The following is a 17496-nucleotide window of genomic DNA, read 5'->3' as shown; positions in this document are numbered from 1 at the left end:
CCGCAGGGCACCGGCGGCGCTACTCCTGAAACAGCTTCTTCTCGGCCCAGAAAGTGCCGAACGGTACCACCGATACCACTAGCGCCAGCAGCGCCTTGCCCCACGACCAGCTCCGGGCAAGGCTGACCTGGATGACCAGCAGCACGTAGAGTACAAACAATACTCCGTGGGCCATGCCCACCAAACGCACGGCTTCGGGCTGGCCGGCTAAGTATTTCAGCGGCATGGCAATACCCAGCAGCACCAGAAAAGATACGCCTTCCAGAAAGCCAACGGTGCGTAAGCGGCCTAGCGAAGTCCGCCACAGAGAAGAAAGCATACGAACAGCAACGAGTGAGGCCGCAAGATACGGCGGTATTCCCGGAGCCGGGCCACCGGGCCGAAATAGAGCCGAAACACCGCCCGCGAAGCACAACCTGAAAGAGGGTATTTGCAAAGCTCGACCTAACTCATTGTTCATGCATACCGTAAGCCCGGAAAGAATTCACCAAAATATTCTTTGATTATGAATACTTCCCAACAACCTACTCGTAGCGGCAGCGCTTCTTCCTACTCCGCTTCGCGGGACTCTTCGAATGCCGATGGCTCTTTGCTGAACCAGGCCGGTAAGTGGCTCAACAAAGGCAGCGTAGGCGACCTGCTCGGCCGTATGAGCACCACCCAGAAAGTAGTTGGCGGTGCGTTGCTGGCCGTGGGGGTGGCTGCGCTGCTGCGCGGCAATAAGGCCGGTAAAGCCACTAAAGCCGGCAGCAATGCTCAAACCGACACGCTCAACGAGCTGCTCTACTTCGTGAATGACCGGATAGAAGGCTACCAGCGCGCCGTGCAGGAAAGCCAGGACCCGCAGCTGAGCGGCTACTACAAGCAGCTCGTCAGCCAGAGCCAGCAGTTTGCCAATGAGCTGAATGGCTATCTGCGTCAGCAGGGTGGCGGCCGGCAGGAAGGCACTACAGTGAAGGGCAAACTCTACCGCGCTTGGATGGACGCTAAAGCGGCTCTCACCGGTGCTGATGAAAAAGCCATCCTCGGCTCCAACATCTACGGCGAAGAGTGGGCCCTGAAGGCCTACAAAGAAGCCTTAAGCGACAACACCCTGTCGGGCACGCTACGCCAGGCTGTGGAACGGCAATACCAGCACTCCCAGAATACTTATGACCGCCTGAAGTCGATGGAAGGCAAGCAGGAGTAGGGCCGCTGGCGCTCGACAAAGCACAAAAATCACAAAGGGCATCCGACAGCGGGTGCCCTTTTTAGTTGGCTGCTACAAATAAGGCTGCTCGAAGCTCCTATCCCCCTGAAAACAGAAACAGGACACCCCGTTAGGAGTGTCCTGTTTTGGTTATGACAACCCGGCTGACGTAGAATCAGGTCGGGCGTGCTGGCTTAGTACATGATGTCGATACCCGCCCGGTCGCCGGTGGAGAGGCCGTTGCGCTGGATGTCGAAGGTAGAGCCGTCCTTTTTGGTGATGGTGGGCTGGCCGTTCGAGGAGAACGAGAACGAGCCGTACATCATGATGGAGCCGAAGTCGAGGGCGCCGAAGTCGGTGCCGCTGTAGCCCGAGGTGCTGTACTTCACGAAGTTGTTTTCGTAGCCCGACTGGATGTTCTGGGTCAGGATGTTCACGTAGGTGTCCCGGTCGTTACGGGTTTGCTCGTGGAACAGGCCCAGGGCGTGGCCAATTTCGTGAATCGTATTGCCCGTAGTGCAGCCCGAAGCCAGGTTGATGTACTGCCGGCCGCCAATCATGCCGATGTTGGAGGAGCAGCCCGAGCCCACGCGGAAGGTTACGTAGTTCGACTGGGTGGTGCGCTTCACAAACCGAACGGGCGTGTAGGTCTGCCAGTGGGTAATGGCGCTGGTTACGCGGGTCTGGCTGGGCAGGGCCGCGTCGATGGTGTAGTACACCACGGCGCTGGGCCACTTGCCGGTGTTGCGGCCGGCGCTTTCCGTTTGTGGCCCCGTGGGGTTCACCTGGCTGGCGGTTAGGATGATGTCGCCTTCCAGTACGTTTTCACCGTTGATTTTCTGGTAGACGATGGGCTCGTTGCCCAGTTTACCCGCCACTACGGTGCCGGTCTGGTTAGGGAAGGCTTCTTCGGCCTTTACATCCTGACTGGCAGCCGAGCCCACCGGGGCGGCGGCTTCCTGTTCTTTCGAGCAACCGGTCAAGGCAGTAATTCCTACGCTCGCCCAGAGCGCCAGAATCGGGAGACGGTTTGTTTTCATAGAGTGGCTTGGTTGGTTTGGTTGGTGAGAAAGATTGGATTGTGAGTTTGCAAATAAAGCGAGGTAATATTTAACATACTATCACATAATCATGTCTTTTATTGAAATTGCTTTAAGGTATATAGGATTTTGGTAGCGTAATGGCAGCTGCTGGGTAGTGCGGGCTGCTGAGCTACGGGCATCAGTAGCAGGCCGCTAGCTGCGTAGCGAGGCCTTTTCGGAACCCCTGGTAATCGGGGCCGCCCGGGGCCATCAGGTAGCGGGGTGAGCGGGAGCAAAGGCTCCGACGAGACGAAACAAATAGATAAATAACTATATTTAGAATCGGCTGCACTCCGGGAAGAGTGCCAAAAGCCGCCCGCCCGGACCCGGCTACCGGCCGCCGGGCGTGGGGCAGGCAGGGCGGGGCAAAGTAGCCTCGCGGCTGGCCTTGCCCCAGGCAGGAGCAGAAAGACTTGCGCGAGAGGGCATTGCTGGCCTTTAAAGGATTTGTGCTCAGGAAGTGGAAGCAGGTAGGTACACCAACAAACCCGTACGGATTATGGAGGCACAACTGGAACAGATTCGGGAGCAGCAGAAGGAAACCTGGAACAGGTTTTCGTCGGGCTGGCGCAAATGGGACGACTTCACGATGGAGTGGCTGAACCCGATGGGGCAGGAGATTATCCGGGCCCTGCAACTGGAGGAAGATGATACCGTGCTCGACGTGGCCGCCGGAACCGGTGAGCCGGGTTTGAGCATTGCGCCGCTGGTGCGCCAGGGCAAGGTCGTGATTACCGATCTGGCCGAGGGCATGCTCGACGTGGCCCGCGACAAAGCCGCCGCCAAGGGTATCGTCAACTACGAAACCGTGGCCTGCGACGTGTGCGAGCTGCCGTTTGACGATGCTACGTTCGATGCCGTGAGCTGCCGCTTCGGCTTTATGTTCTTTCCTGATATGCTGCTGGCGGCCCGCGAGATGCGGCGGGTATTGAAGCCCGGCGGCCGGATTGCGGCGGCCGTGTGGAGCACCCCCGACAAAAACGTGTGGGTAACGGCCATTATGAGCACCATCAACAAGAACCTGCAGCTGCCCGCGCCACCGGCCGGGGCGCCGGGCATGTTCCGCTGCGGCAGCCCGGGCTGCCTGGCCGAGCTGTTCCGGCAGGCCGGCTTCCGTAGCGTGACCGAAAAGGAAGTAACCGGCCAGCTCAAGTGCGGCAGCAACGAAACCTACTGGCAGTTTATGAATGAGGTGGCCGCGCCCGTGGTAGCGGCCCTGAGCAAAGCCGACAACGCCACCAAGGAAACCATCAAAGGTCAGGTATTCGAGCTGGTGGATCAGAAGTACCCCGACAAGAAAGCGGCCCTGGATTACGGAACGGTAATCGTGGCGGGGGAGAAGTAGGGGAGCGGAAATAAAGCAGCGGACCCTGGTGCCGGCCAGGGCAATGACACGGCAGTATCAGCGGCCGGGAAATCAGGCTGCGAAAGGCCGTAGCCGGCGGCTTCATACGCAAAGAGGGCACCCGGTATGGGTGCCCTCTTTGCGTATGAAGAATGCTGGATAATTCGTGTTGGAGCCTCAATAGCCACCGAAAGCAGGCTTTACTGCGTCAGATCGGGATTGGTGCGCCGTACTACCAGCCGATTGGCTTCGGTTGAGCAGAAGATCAGCTCCCCATACAGCGTCTTGAATACCGATGCCACCGTGCCGGATACCGTCGGCTTCGTTTGCCGGCTCAGCTCGACACCGGCCAACGAGAGGCGCAGCACCAGCGGATGATAGGCCGTGCCGGTACTGGTCTTTTCCGTCTGCGCACCGACCATCACCAGATTGTTATCCGGGGTTACTGCTATCCGGTTCACAAAGCCCTTGATATCCGGCGCTACCACTATGGAAGATATTTTACGACCATTGTTATCCGTGCGCAGCAGTTGAATCGGTTGCTCACCTGCCGGGTCGGGGCCACTGAATAGGGCAAAACCGCTATAACCCAGTGGAACCAGGGTATTGTTCAGGCTAAAATGCAAACCGGTTTGTACCTCGCTCCAGAGCACCGCTCCATTCTCGGTGACTTCAGAGAGAAATGGCTCTTGCTTACCCAAAGGATCATTCACACCGGCAATACCGTAAGTGTTGGCGAAAAAGTTACTGCTACTCTTAACCATACAAATGCTGGTCGGCACGTCGCCGGGCAGGGTAGTAGTGAATTCTATAGCACCGGTGCGGGAAAGTCTGCAAAGAGTAAAGCGGTGCGCCTGATTGCTGGTGGTTACCACCATGTAGCCGCCTGCATTAGTACGAACTACTTTACATGTATGATATGGGTTGGTGGAGGGAATAACGGTGCTCCACATTATTTCGCCGGTAGCAACAATTATCTGTTGAACGACCAACTGGGTTCCTGTACTGGGCGTCGTCATGCGGCCGAATAGGACTATTTGGTCGTCTGTGCTGGCTATGGTGGGAACAATCTGGTAGCCAAAGGCAGATGTCTGGCTGGTGGTGGGGTCGAGGGAGTAGCGCCGGGTCCAGACCGTGTCGCCGGTGGCGGTGAGCCTGGCCAGCAGTGCCGCTTGTGCCCCGTTGGGCCCGGAGACCTGCCCCAGCACAAACAGTGTTCCACCGTAGAGCTCCGTAATGTCGGTGGCGGTGACGTTGGCACTGCGCAGGGGAATCACCTTCTCGAAGGTACTGGTGCTGGTAACCGGCGCGGGCGGCTCATTGTCGGGGGAGCAGGCGGCGGTGAGCAGCAGCAACAGGGAGCAGAAGCGCCCCAGCGTAGTAATAGCGGGCATAGGAGACGGATAAGGGAAAGCAAATTAGCCCACAAACCGCCGCCCAACCTACTCTTTCTGCTGCCGGCGCCGCACAAAATTATCCTCAACGGGCTTCAACCCCCACCGGCCGCCCCCGAACTGCCAACGATGACTCCCGAAGCTCTGACGATGACCTTTGAACCGCCACCGGCCGCCCCCGAACCGCCAACGATGACCCCCGAAGCTCTGACGATGGGCCATGAAGCGTTGACGATGGCTCCTGAAGCTCTGACGATGGGCTATGAAGCGTTGACGATGACCCTCGAACCGTTGACGATGGCCCCTGAACCGCCGCCGACGACCACGGCAGGCCCGACGAAGACGCACCAAGAAACTCCCGGTGCCCGAAGCGGGGTGAGCCGGAAATAACGCTAGCTTACGGCCATGTTACACCCTTTATCTACAGTGTTTGTATGAGTAAGCCTACCCCTAGTTTCAATTTCCGGCATGAGGAGCTGGTGCCCCTGGCCCGCCTACTGCAAAGCTACGTTACGCGCGACCGGGCCGATTTCGAGGCGCTGCTACCCGATGAGTATGGCCCGCAGTTTTTGCCCGACTACGCCGCCCGCCTCGCCGCGGCCGATGCGCTGGTGAGCTCCTCGGTTGCCCGGGCCGAGGGCCAATTGATTACCCAGCGCATCAAAACCAGCTCGGCCGCGCTGCCCGCCCTGCTCGACCACCTCGAAGCGCGGGTGCGCCGGGCGGCTCCGCTCACGGTGCCGGCCGCGGCCTTTGGTATCAAGGAAGTGCGGCAGGCCCGCAGCTCCGGCGACATGGAGCGCCTCGAAACCAAGCTCAAAACCCTGGTGCAGAACCTGGACGCCAACCTCCCGGCCCTGCAGGCCAAGGGCCACCCGGCAGCCGCCACTACGGCCCTGCGCACCCTGCAAGCCGACCTGGCCCAGGACACGACGCTCCAGGACCTGCAGATCGGCAGCCGCAAGGAGCTGACCGCCGACAACATGACCACCCTCAACCACCTCTACGCCCTGATGAAGGACGTGCTGGCCGACGGCAAAAGCCTCTACGCCCGCTCCGACAAAGCCAAAGCCCGCAACAGCTACACCCTCAGCCAGCTCCTCAAGCGCGTGCGCACGGAGCATGGCGGGGAATCGGGGGAGTAGGAGGGAATAGGTTGGAATGAAAAAGGGCACCCGGTTGGGTGCCCTTTTTTGTGGGGTGTTGTAGGCTTATCCTAATAGTTATACTCTACTGCTGCATTTCCTTTACTCCAATTGTAATCAAATGCCTTATAATTGGATCTTTTACTTTATAGGTCTTTGTGCTTCTTGCATTTGGGACTTCTTTTATTAGGTCATAATCTTGGGCGGTCTTAATATTAGATGATGCACCCTCATACTGCAATTGCAGCCCTTTTTGAAAGTCTCTGGTAGTGAAATTTATCTTGTTTAGTTTTAGTAGTTTGTTGACTATTAGCATTATATCTTTGCTTGAACCTCTGCTAGTCGGATAAATAGAATAGAAATCAAAGCTGCTTGCATAAATTGATTGACCACCCTTGATTGCTTCTTTTGAGAAAGAAAGTGTATTAACATTTGTGTCATTAGATTGAACGTCATATATGTATGACAATATTCTAAACATATGCCTAGGGGAGTTGCTTGCTAAGTTAATTATTGAATCAATAGATTGATCGTCTGTGATAAGGTCGCTAATAGACTTAGAAGAATTGCTGAAATACTTAACTCTTTTATTTAGGATGCCTTTAAGTTCATCGGAATTCCACGTTATGTCTACTGGTTTGATCTTGTCAAATCTAACGCCTTTATGAGCGAGTTCGGGTTTGACGACGTCCCATATACTGAATACCAGAGCGTAGTTTTCATTCATTAATACGGTTGTATCTCTTAAAAAGCTTTCTAAGAAGGAAGCAACATTCTTGATGCTACTGTCAAGTAAAGTGTATTCATCAATTTTGTCGAAGAAAACAGTGGTCGTACCGAATCCACAAAACCTTACTAATTCAGATATGTCATTCAATATCTGTTTCAGAGCTCTGTATTCTTTGTATAAACATTTGTTTGTATCAGGGGTAATTTCTTCAATCTTCAGTTCTGGAAGATAGACTTTATAGAATTCATTAGAGCCATGTTCTGGTAGACCCAAGGACTCCCTTATTGTCTTAGAAACAACCTCCATTGCACCTGAAATAAAATAATTTATAGGTTTGTTAAAAAAATTATTTATTAATCTTCTGAAAAAATTTCGACTTTTTATATTGTCTATTTTGTTGTATCTTCTCTCGTATTCTGACTTGCTAATAGTTATAAAGAAGTCTTTAATTACAAATGAAAGAAGTTCTTTTTGTGTATTATTTAATCTATTTATTAGGCTCGGTCTGCGGCTTAGTTCAAAAGAAAATGAAGTGATTATCTTTTGAATAATTAGAGTTAGTATCTATTTTTCATTGTTGTTTTCAGGTATAGAATCAAAATCATCAATTAATATACTTAGAATGCTTTCAGATTCTAAAGTCTCCTTGAGCCTTGTTATTAAAGCTGTTTTTCCTATTCCTCTTGAGCCAACAATAAATCTGCTATGACCTCTTTTAATATCAGATTTTAGAGTGTTGAAAAATAATGGTTCGATGTATACATTTTTTAAAAAGGCCTTTTCTTCTTCCGCCGAAAAGGTAGAGAATAGATTTTCAGAAAAGCCGAGCTGGGAATATAGCTCCATGTTTATATTGTTTGTGAGAAATTTTAATTCAAGTTAAAGAAAAAAACAGCCTCGCCTTGTGTACACAAGGCGAGGCTGTTTTTCTTGTGGAATGTAGCTACTACATCCGGGCGATAATCTCGTCGCCGAACTCGGAGCATTTGAGCAGCGTGGCGCCTTCCATCTGGCGCTCGAAGTCGTAGGTGACGCGCTTGGAGGCAATGGCGGCTTCGATGCCTTTGTAGATCAGGTCGGCGGCTTCCTGCCAGCCCAGGTGCTCAAGCATCATGGCCCCGGAGAGAATCACGGAGCCGGGGTTTACCTTGTCCTGGCCGGCGTACTTGGGCGCGGTGCCGTGGGTAGCTTCGAAGATGGCGTGGCCGGTGAGGTAGTTGATGTTGGCCCCGGGCGCGATGCCGATACCGCCCACAATGGCGGCCAGCGCGTCGGAGATATAGTCGCCGTTCAGGTTGAGGGTGGCAATAACCGAGTAGTCGGCGGGGCGAAGCAGGATCTGCTGCAGGAAGGCATCGGCGATGCTGTCCTTAATCAGGATCTTGCCGCTGTCGAGGGCCGCTTTCTGCTGGGCGTCGGCTACTTCCTGGCCCTGCTTGGCCAGCACCTTGTCGTACTGGGCCCAGGTGTAGACCCGGTCGCCGAACTCGCGCTCGGCCAGCTCGTAGCCCCAGGTTTTGAAGGCGCCCTCGGTGAACTTCATGATGTTGCCCTTGTGCACGATGGTCACCGACGGCCGCTTGTGCTCCAGCGCGTACTGGATGGCGGCGCGCACGAGGCGCTCGGTGCCTTCCTTGGAAACGGGCTTGATGCCGAAGGAAGAGGTTTCGGGGAAGCGGATTTTCTTCACGCCCATCTCGTCCTGCAGGAATTCCAGCATTTTCTGGGCCTGGGGCGTGCCGTTCATGTACTCGATGCCGGCGTAGATGTCCTCGGTGTTTTCGCGGAAAATCACCATGTCGGTCAGCTCAGGGTGCTTCACGGGGGAAGGCACGCCTTCAAACCAGCGCACGGGGCGCAGGCAGGCGTAGAGGTCCAGCTCCTGGCGCAGGGCCACGTTCAGGCTCCGGATGCCGCCGCCCACGGGAGTGGTTAGGGGGCCTTTGATGCCCACGAGGTAGTCGCGGAAAGCGTCGAGGGTTTCGTTGGGCAGCCAGTTGCCGGTTTGCTTATACGACTTCTCACCCGCCATTACTTCTTTCCACACCAGCTTGCGCGCGCCACCGTAGGCTTTTTCCACCGCCGCGTTGAAGACGCGCACGGAAGCCGCCCAAATGTCCGGACCCGTACCGTCGCCCTCAATGAAGGGAATAGTAGGTTGATCGGGTACGTTGAGCTTGCCGCCTTTGATGGTGATTTTGTTGTCTGCCATTGTTAAAGATTGTCAGTTGCGAATTGACAGTTATTTGGGGTGTTTGAGTTGTTTTTAGAGTAGTATATCCGCGTGTGCTCCTTAGTCAGAATTGGTTGTCATGTCGAGCAAAGCGAGACATCTCGCGTGCTGTCGTTGCAGTCGTAATTAGATTACTGTGGCACGCGAGATGTCTCCCGCTGGTCGACATGACGTTCTGTGTGACGTTCTGATAAGGAGCATACTTGGTTAATAGCCGAAAATCTCTTTCAGCGTGAGTTGCTGGACCTGGCCGTACTTGGCCAATTCCTTGAAATTGAGGCGGTCTTTGGAGCCGATAACCAGGATGGTCTGGCTTTGGCCCTTCACTTTGGCGAGCTGAAACTTCTTCAGGTCGTCGAAGGTCATTTTCGGGGTTTGCTCATACACGTCGCGGCGCAGGTCGTAGTCGAGGCCCAGGCGCTTGGCGCGCTCGTAGCTGAAGAGCACGTCCGACTTGGTGATTCGCTCGGTGGCAATGCTGTTGCGGATGCTTTGCTTGGCAATTTCGAGGTTGGCTTCGGCCACGGGCATATCCGTGAGCAGGGCCTGCATACCGGCCATGGCCTCGGGCAGTTTGTCGCTCTGGGTACCGATGTAGCTCAGGTTGTAGCTGCTGCGGCCCAGCTTGTCGGCGCTGGTGTAGCCCGAGGAAGCGGAGTAGGCCAGCGCCTTGGACTCGCGCAATTCCTGAAACACGATGCTGCCCATGCTGCCCCCGAAATACTCGTTGTAGAGGCGCACGGTGGGCACGATGGTTTTGTCGTACGCGTCGCCCTTGGTCAGGAACAGGATTTCGGCCTGCACCATATTGTAGTCGACCCAGTACACCTTACGGTCTTTGAGCGGCTGCTCGGCAAAGTCCTTGGCCGGCGGTACGGGTGTGAGCTTGGCGGGGGTACGGTGGTATGTATTGAGAACGTCTACAACCGTCAAGGGAATCAACTTGTCCCACTGCGCCGTTGTGGTGTCTTCTTTCCGCGGCCCGTAGTACAACACCCGGTGCTGGTAGCTGGTCAGCTTTTTGGTCAGCGCCGTGAGGTCCGTAGGTTTCAACGCCTTCAGTTCCTTCTCGCTCAGCTGGCTGGTGAAGGGGTTTTTCGGGCCGTACTTGGCGTAGTTCACCATGGCCTGGCTCAGAATCGTCTGCTTGTTCAGCTTGGCATCCTTGCGGGCCTTGAGCACGCCGGCCACCATATCCTGCAGAGCTTTGGCATCGGGCTTGGGCGAGGCCAGCAGGCTTTCAAACAGCTGAAGGGCCGGCTCGAAGTTGCTATCCAGGCCGCTGAGGCTCACGAATACGCGGTCCTGCCCGCTGCTCACGCCAAAGGAGCAACCCAGCTTGTAGAACTCCTGCTGGAGCTGGGCGGCGGTGAGCTTATCGGTGCCGAGGTACTGGAGGTAGTCGGCGGCGAGGCCCAGGCGCGGGTCGTTGTTGGTGCCCAGGTCGAGGATGTAGTACAGATTGAACAGCCCATTCTCGGTGTTGCGGGTGTGAAATACCTGAACACCTGATTTGAGCGTCGTTTCCTGGATGTCTTCTTTATAATTGACGAATACCGGCTGCAATTCCGGTGAGGCCTGGCTAGTTACTTCCTTGTAGAAGGTAGAGGCCACCTCACGGTTCACGGGCACCGGCGTAATGGCCGGCTTCACCACTTTCACCGTGTTGGGGTCTTTGCCGGTTTTCTTGTACACCAGCACGTAGTTCTGGCCGTAGTATTGGTTGGCCACGCGCAGTACGTCTTCCTTCGTGATTTTGTCGAAGTCGTTGTACTGTTTCAGGGCCTCGGGCCAGCTCAGGCGGCCGATAAAGGCCTGCACAAACTCATTGGCGCGGGCCTCGTTGCTTTCCAGGCCCTTGGTGCGGGTCAGCTTCTCGTTGTTGATGATGGCCGGAATCAGCCAGTCGGGGAAGTCGCCCTTTTTGATCTTGGCCAGCTCGCCCAGCAGCAGGTCGCGCACCTGGGGCAGCGTCTGGCCCTGGCGGGGGGTGGCGTAGAGAATGTGCTCGGAGTAGTCGTTGAACACCTGCGTGAACGAGGCGGCCTGCAACACGCGCTGCTGCTGGTTCAAGTCGAGGTCAATCAGGCCGGCCTGGCCGTTGCTGAGCAGCCGGTCAATCATGCGCAGCACCAGGGCATCTTGGGTAGCCATGCCCGGAAAGCGGAAGCCGACCATCACGTTTTCGGCATCGGGGCCTACCACTTCCCGCACGATGGGGGCGGTAATGGGCGCTTCCTGGGCGGGCGTGAAGGCCGGCACCGGCTTGCTTTGCAGCTTACCGAAATACTGGTCGATAAGGCGGATGGTCTGGTCGTAGTCCAGGTCGCCGCTCAAGCAGAGCGCCACGTTGTTGGGCACGTAATACTGGCCGAAATACTTCTTGATTTCGGTAATGGAGGGGTTTTGCAGGTGCTGAATCGTCCCGATGGTCGTTTGCGTACCGTAGGGGTGGGTTGGAAACAAGCTGGCGTTCAGGGCCTCAAACTCCTTGTTGAAGTCGTTGTCGAGGCCCCGGTTTTTCTCCTCGTACACCGCTTCCAGCTCCGTGTGAAACAGGCGCGGCACCATCTCGCGCAGCCGCTCACTCTGGATGGCGGCCCACTTCTCAATCTGGTTGGACGGAATATCCTCCTGGTACACCGTCTGCTCCACCGAGGTGTAGGCATTCGAGCCCTTGGCCCCGATGGCGCCCATCACCTTGTCGTACTCGTTGGCCACGGCATACTTGGCCGCCACGCTCGAAACCGAGTCAATCTGGTGGTAAATTTTCTTCCGCTCGGCCGCGTCGGTTTTGGTGCGGTACACTTCGTAGAGTACTTCAATCTTGTCGAGCTCCGCTTTTTCGGCCGGCCAGTTTTGGGTGCCCAGCCGCGAAGTACCCTTGAACACCATGTGCTCCAGGTAGTGGGCCAGGCCGGTGGTGGTGCTGGGGTCGTTTTTGGAGCCGGCCCGCACGGCCAGGTAGGTCTGAATGCGGGGCGCGTCGTCGTAGTCGGAGAGGTAAACGGTCAGGCCGTTGCCGAGGGTGTAGATGCGCGCCTTGAGCGGGTCGCCGGCAACGGTTTCGTACTTATATTCCTTGGCCTGAGGCGTGGCGGCCGGGGCCGTCGGGCTAGTAGCGGAGGCCGAAGCGGCCGGTTTGCTCGTCTGGCACTGGGTGGTGAGGCCAAGCGCCGCAATGGCTGGAAATAGAAGCAGAAAGGGTTTTTTCACGAAATTCCCAGAGCAGAAAGCGGAGCGTAAGACCAAGTTTTCAAAGATAGGCGGCTGGTATTGGAATTAAAAACGGAATGCGCCTTAGTGCTGAGTATGAGGCACTTTTAAGTTGGCTGCAAAGTCCGGAATATTTTGTATGTAGGGCAGGGGTGGGCCCGGCCTCAATCGTTACCGGTGCCATTTCAGCCGTAACCCGCACAGCTGAACTCTGCTACAAGTCATAGGGGGCTAAAGCGTGAGTAGCGCGAACTTTGTAGTTCGCGTACCAGAACAACCTAAAAGGCGCTGGCACACGAACTACAAAGTTCGCGCTACATACAAGGAGGGCTCGTCGGCCGTGTTAGTCGGTATCGAGGCCCAGGCGCTCTTTCATGACGAGTAGGGCAGGGAATTTCTCCGAGAGGTACTCAAACCGGTCGGTGGAGGTGTAGAGCTTGCGGCGGGTATCGACCTGCTCCACTACTTCGGCCTGCACGTTGAGGCGCGGGTAGCCGGTGCGGCGGCGCAGCTCGGTCAGGAAGCCGGCCCGGAACTCGTTGAACTGGTCTTCCTGAATCGGATTATCGACGCGCAGCACAATCAGATGCTGCTCGTTGGCTTGGAAGGGGCGGTTCAGGATGGTGTACTCGCTCAGACTGTGCTCTTTGCACTCATTCGTCAGCTCGCTCCACACGCGGTGCAGTAGGGCTTCGTCGATGGTGGGCAGGCCGCTGACGGGGCCGGTAGCTTCCACTTCCACCGGCGCTTTGGTGGCCGCGGCCTGCTGTTCCTGCTGGGCCTTCATTTCCTTGAGGCTGCCCAGGCCCGGCAGCTTGCTGCCTAGCCCAATGGGTTTGGGGGCAATGCCGGGCCGGGGCGGCAGGGGCGCGGCCGTTACGGCCGGCTGGCCCGGCTCGTGGCCCGCAATGCTGGGCCGCCCGATTTCGACGTGCGGCACCGTGTCGCGCAGCTGGCGGGTGGGGGGCACCTCAGTAGCGGCCTCGTCCTCAATGCTGGGCGTGTCGTGCAGCTCTTCAATACCACTTTCGACCGGCACAATGGGCTCGGGGTCGGCCGGGGCGTGGGCTAATTGGTTGTTGGTTGTTGGTTGCTGGTTGTTAGGTGCAGGCGGCGGGGCGGGCTTGTACGCGGCGGGGGCTTCGGTCGTGCCGTTGTTGGGCTGGCCATTGGGCGTAGGTGCCGTGCCATTGCTGGCTGCGGCCGGCGCTACACTAGTTTTTTTTTTAGCCTCGCCGTTTGACGAAGAAGAACCGATTTCGCGGGCAAACTGCACCGCCCCATTCAGGTAGGCCAGCTTCATGAGCATCAGCTCTACGTGCAGGCGCTGGTTTTTGGCCTGCTTGAATTCCCGGTCACACTGGCTAACCAGGTTCAGGGCCGAGAGTAGGAACGCAAGGGGCGCGGCCCCGGCCTGCTGCACGTAGCGCGCCCGAATGCCTTCCGACACTTCCAGCAGCTGCACCGTCACGGGGTCTTTGCACACCAGCAGCCCGCGCAGGTGCTCGGCGGCGCCCACCACGAAGTTGTGCAGGTCGAAGCCGTTCTGCATCACCTCATCGAGCAGCAGCAGCGAGGCCGACAGGTTTTCACTCAGCAGCGCGTCGACGAGGCGGAAGTAGTATTCATAATCCAGAATGTGCAGGTTCTGGACCACGTCCTTGTAAGTCAGATTGTGGCCCGAGAAGGTCACCATCTGGTCGAACATGCTCAGCGCGTCGCGCAGGCCGCCGTCGGCTTTCTGGGCCAGCAGGTGCAGCGCGTCGTCGTCGGCCCCAATTTTCTCCTGGGTAGCCACGTAGCGCAGGTGCCCCCGGATATCATCGACCCGGATCCGGTTGAAGTCGAAAATCTGGCAACGGGAGAGAATGGTCGGGATAATCTTGTGCCGCTCGGTGGTTGCCAGGATGAAGATGGCGTAGGATGGCGGCTCTTCCAGCGTCTTCAGGAAGGCATTGAAAGCCGCATTCGACAGCATGTGCACCTCGTCGATGATGTACACCTTGAAGCGACCCTGCTGCGGGGCGTAGCGCACCTGCTCTACCAGGCTGCGAATGTCTTCCACCGAGTTGTTGGAAGCCGCATCCAGCTCGTGCACGTTGAAGGAGGCATTTTCCTGGAAAGCCCGGCACGAGGCGCACTGCCCGCAGGCTTCCAGCTCGAAGGGCGTATTATCGGGGTCGGCGGCCTTATGCAGGGCGGCCGGCACGATGTCGGGCGAGGTGCGCAGCAGCTCCGAAACCGGGCGGCCCTGGCGCACGTGCTCCTCCACGAATTCGCAATTGATGGTTTTGGCCAGAATCCGGGCGCAGGTGGTTTTGCCCACGCCCCGGGGGCCACAAAACAGGAACGCCTGGGCCAGATGCTTGCTGGTAATGGCGTTCTGCAGGGTGGTAGTTACGTGCTGCTGCCCCACCACGCTCCGAAACGTGGCAGGACGGTATTTACGGGCCGAAACGACGAAATTTTCCATAAGTGCTGGCCGCAAAGATACCCCGAAAAGACGGGGATTGGAAGGGAACAAAACCCAGGTTTTCGAACGTTATTGGACTTGATTGCGTACATTCGCACCCCGCTACTTGTGGCGGGAAACGTTCTTTACCATTTGGGGCTGACCGGAATTGACAGCTTGCGCAAGTCGCGAGTAAGCGTGCTGAGTGTTGGACGAACCACTTGACAACAATTCGTCCGAACAATAACTGGCGAGTATAGCTACGCCATGGCTGCCTAGTCTAGGTACTAAGCATTGTCATCGTCCCGCACCCGTTTTCTTTTACACGGGTGAGTTCGGGGCGTCGTAAGTAGAAGATAGTCAGGAAGGAGGTGTGACTTCCTGGCGAAAATCAACTGCATCTAAGGAGACTCTACGGGCCTGATGCGCGCCCGGAGTTTCACGAAAATCTAAGCGTAGATACGCACGTAGAAAGCTCGACGGTTTCCTTGTCTGGACCAGGGTTCGACTCCCTGCAGCTCCACAAAAATGGCCTTCCTGGGAACGGGAAGGCCATTTTTTGTTTGCTGCCAATTGTTTGGGGTAAAACGAGATACTTACAGCAACTCTGTTGCCTCTGAACAAAGTGGCGCACGCACTAACGTGTGTGCTTAAGTTCCGCTACTATGTAGTGGCCTGGAATATCGTTGGGTTCTTTATTGCCGAGCAGTGTAAGCTTGTTTGTGGTTAGTTCGACGATGTTTAAGTCACCTTTGGGGAATGACGGATAGCGTAGAATATTGCCTTCGTGGGTATAAGGACGCTCATCGTTCTTGAGGTTAGTGGTAGCGTCGTATTTGGTTATCATGCCCGCGGAAAATACAATGTAATGCGGGGGGAGAGGCCAATTTCTTTGGTCAATGAGCTTGTCGTCAGATGAATATTCATAGATAGTGCAGCTCTCGAAATCCCAGCGTCCTTCCAGTTCAGGTACTGGAGACGTAGAGTCTTTCTTACAGGATGCTGTTAGTAAAGTCAGGCATAGCAGGAGCAGGGCAAACAAACGGGGCATAGAGAAGCGTTATATTGAAAATCGAGAATATGCTCAATCGGCAGCTTAACGGCCATAGCCCTTGCAGTATTATATCAAGAGAAAAATACCACCTCGCCTGACCTTTATACCAGAACAGCCAAGGTATTCTTTACCCGTACCACACTCTTTTAAAATCTGGGCAGAAAACTACCCAGGGGGGCTTGTAGAGCCTGAGTGAGGGCAAACGCAAAAAGCCCCGACCATGCGGCCGGGGCTTCTCTTTGCAAATACCGAGCGGAATTAGCCCGCTACAAATCCTTTTTCCTCCCAGGCTTTTACGTTCTGGGTGCGTACAAAGCGGGTTTCCAGGTGGCCCCAGGCATCGTGCTTGTACATTTTGGTTTTACCCTGTTCGCGGATATAAAGGGCTGACAGCTGGTCGGCGTGGGAAATAGGAGCAGCAGTAGTTTCGCTGGCTTTAGGCGCGCGGGTGCGTTTCGCAGAAGTTGACATACTATGGGCAACGCGCTTTACTACCAAAAGGGTTCGTGCCAGCCGGTACACGCGTTAGCTGATAATAACCCATAACCGGACCAAAAGTTCAGAGAACAAACAGTGCCGCGCTGCGAGAAATACAAAACATAGATGAAAAATACCTGTACCGGCCTCTATTGGCAGAAAATATGGAAAGTGAAATAAGATAAAAAATAGTTGTTGGCCTTATTGGTTGATGCTGTGTTGGGTGTGGGCAACGCCGCTCAGGGTGATTTTTTGCGCAAAAAGCAACTGAATTATTATCGCACCCCTCAGTTGCGATAATCTAAATATAGGTAAAGTTATATTTTTCCCATTCGGTAAGCATCGGGTACCATGGGTGGGGTAGTGCTGGTGATAAACTCAGAGCAGGTGGATGTAACTCTAGCATGGGTGGAGTACGGCCGAATTGGGCAAAAGGCAGAAACAGTATGCCGTTGGCCGCGTTAGAAGGAAGTAATTTCCTTGCGGGCAATTAGCCCAAACGTTCTTCCCGGTTAGCTGCACTTCCTTTCCATGCCAAGCCCCGTCGCCCCTTGTTCGTCACCCGCCCTGAAGCTGTACGCGGCCTGGGATGATGCCGCGCTGGCCGAGGCGCTGCTCCGGGACGACGAACTGGCTTTTGCGGAAATCTACGAGCGGTACTGGCTGCCGCTGTTGCGGCTGGCCCACCGCAAAGTCGGCACCCGGGAAGGAGCGGAGGAAATTGTGCAGGAACTGTTTCTGGCCCTCTGGAACCGTCGCCGCGAGCAGCCCATTCTCAACCTAAGCGGTTATCTGCACGCGGCCGTGCGCTACCAGGTGCTCGACTGGCTGAAGTCCCGGATGACGCACGCGGCCTACCTTTCCTACACGCGCCGCCACCCCGCTGCCACTGCCGACCACGGTACGGAGCAAGCCCTGGCCGCTGCCGACCTGTCGATGGCCCTGGCCAGCAGCCTGAGCGTGCTGCCGCTGCACACGCGGGAAGTGTTTCGACGCAGCCGTTTTGAGCACCAGTCGGTGCGGGAAATTGCGGGCTATTTGAACCTGTCGCAGAAAACGGTCGAATACCACCTCACCCGGGCCCTGAAAGTATTGCGCGTGCGGCTCAAGGATTTTCTGGTGTTGGTTTTTGTCCTGCTCTGGGGGTGATGGCCCGGCTGCGGCAGCGCGGACGCAGAA

The 17496-nt window shown here is 56.1% G+C and carries 15 protein-coding genes and 1 other RNA gene; 6 read left to right on the top strand and 10 right to left on the bottom strand.

The window, feature by feature from the left end; genetic code table 11:
• Positions 1-19: 19 nt before the first annotated feature.
• A complete protein-coding gene (locus tag LGH74_RS17295; protein WP_226177562.1) occupies positions 20-319 on the bottom strand; it encodes a DUF3817 domain-containing protein in 300 nt (99 codons plus the stop codon).
• Positions 320-505: 186 nt separating this feature from the next.
• Between LGH74_RS17295 and LGH74_RS17290 the strand changes: the two genes are divergently transcribed.
• Positions 506-1189: a ferritin-like domain-containing protein gene (locus tag LGH74_RS17290; protein ID WP_226177561.1), complete on the top strand. Its 684-nt coding sequence runs from the start codon at positions 506-508 to the stop codon at positions 1187-1189.
• Between the two features lie 194 nt (positions 1190-1383).
• On the opposite strand, the gene LGH74_RS17285 is transcribed toward LGH74_RS17290, so the two are convergent.
• The gene (locus tag LGH74_RS17285; RefSeq protein WP_226177560.1) at positions 1384-2229 is read right to left on the bottom strand and encodes a M12 family metallopeptidase; all 846 of its coding nucleotides are present in this window, start codon (positions 2227-2229) and stop codon (positions 1384-1386) included.
• Positions 2230-2770: 541 nt separating this feature from the next.
• Between LGH74_RS17285 and LGH74_RS17280 the strand changes: the two genes are divergently transcribed.
• Positions 2771-3616 carry a class I SAM-dependent methyltransferase gene (locus LGH74_RS17280; protein WP_226177559.1) on the top strand — a complete coding sequence of 282 codons (846 nt, stop codon included), beginning with the start codon at positions 2771-2773 and terminating at the stop codon, positions 3614-3616.
• A 200-nt stretch (positions 3617-3816) separates the two neighbouring features.
• Here the strand turns inward: LGH74_RS17280 and LGH74_RS17275 are convergent, their stop codons facing one another.
• Entirely contained in the window at positions 3817-5010 is a 1194-nt protein-coding gene (locus LGH74_RS17275; protein ID WP_226177558.1) for a hypothetical protein, read from the bottom strand.
• A 129-nt stretch (positions 5011-5139) separates the two neighbouring features.
• On the opposite strand from LGH74_RS17275, the gene LGH74_RS17270 reads away from it, so the two are divergent.
• Together LGH74_RS17270 and LGH74_RS17265 are read left to right on the top strand one after the other, a co-directional pair.
• Entirely contained in the window at positions 5140-5400 is a 261-nt protein-coding gene (locus LGH74_RS17270) for a hypothetical protein (protein ID WP_226177556.1), read from the top strand.
• 44 nt (positions 5401-5444) lie between these two features.
• Complete coding sequence (locus tag LGH74_RS17265; protein ID WP_226177555.1) at positions 5445-6155, top strand: hypothetical protein; 711 nt, start codon at positions 5445-5447, stop codon at positions 6153-6155.
• A gap of 85 nt (positions 6156-6240) precedes the next feature.
• Here the strand turns inward: LGH74_RS17265 and LGH74_RS17260 are convergent, their stop codons facing one another.
• The 5 genes from LGH74_RS17260 to dnaX all read right to left on the bottom strand — a co-directional run bounded on the left by LGH74_RS17260 (position 6241) and on the right by dnaX (position 14807).
• A complete protein-coding gene (locus LGH74_RS17260; protein ID WP_226177554.1) occupies positions 6241-7191 on the bottom strand; it encodes a hypothetical protein in 951 nt (316 codons plus the stop codon).
• A 258-nt stretch (positions 7192-7449) separates the two neighbouring features.
• Positions 7450-7731, bottom strand: a complete 282-nt coding sequence (locus LGH74_RS17255; protein WP_226177553.1) for a P-loop NTPase family protein — start codon at positions 7729-7731, stop codon at positions 7450-7452.
• 100 nt (positions 7732-7831) lie between these two features.
• Positions 7832-9097: an NADP-dependent isocitrate dehydrogenase gene (icd, locus tag LGH74_RS17250; protein ID WP_226177552.1), complete on the bottom strand. Its 1266-nt coding sequence runs from the start codon at positions 9095-9097 to the stop codon at positions 7832-7834.
• Positions 9098-9325: 228 nt separating this feature from the next.
• Entirely contained in the window at positions 9326-12334 is a 3009-nt protein-coding gene (locus LGH74_RS17245; protein WP_226177551.1) for a M16 family metallopeptidase, read from the bottom strand.
• Positions 12335-12677: 343 nt separating this feature from the next.
• Positions 12678-14807 (bottom strand): DNA polymerase III subunit gamma/tau, encoded by a 2130-nt coding sequence (gene dnaX / locus LGH74_RS17240; protein ID WP_226177550.1) that lies wholly within the window; start codon positions 14805-14807, stop codon positions 12678-12680.
• Positions 14808-14941: 134 nt separating this feature from the next.
• Between dnaX and ssrA the strand changes: the two genes are divergently transcribed.
• Positions 14942-15312, top strand: a transfer-messenger RNA (tmRNA) gene (gene ssrA, locus LGH74_RS17235).
• Between the two features lie 111 nt (positions 15313-15423).
• On the opposite strand, the gene LGH74_RS17230 is transcribed toward ssrA, so the two are convergent.
• The gene (locus LGH74_RS17230) at positions 15424-15837 is read right to left on the bottom strand and encodes a hypothetical protein (RefSeq protein ID WP_226177549.1); all 414 of its coding nucleotides are present in this window, start codon (positions 15835-15837) and stop codon (positions 15424-15426) included.
• Between the two features lie 261 nt (positions 15838-16098).
• A complete protein-coding gene (locus tag LGH74_RS17225) occupies positions 16099-16311 on the bottom strand; it encodes a hypothetical protein (RefSeq protein WP_226177547.1) in 213 nt (70 codons plus the stop codon).
• Positions 16312-16848: 537 nt separating this feature from the next.
• Between LGH74_RS17225 and LGH74_RS17220 the strand changes: the two genes are divergently transcribed.
• Positions 16849-17466, top strand: coding sequence for a sigma-70 family RNA polymerase sigma factor (locus LGH74_RS17220; protein ID WP_226177546.1), 618 nt, complete (start codon positions 16849-16851; stop codon positions 17464-17466).
• Positions 17467-17496 lie beyond the last annotated feature (30 nt).

The sequence above is a fragment of the Hymenobacter lucidus genome, from assembly GCF_020447265.1.
GTDB classification, from domain to species: domain Bacteria; phylum Bacteroidota; class Bacteroidia; order Cytophagales; family Hymenobacteraceae; genus Hymenobacter; species Hymenobacter lucidus.
Note: the sequence above shows the minus strand (reverse complement) of the source record. Positions and strands in the feature narration are given on the sequence as shown.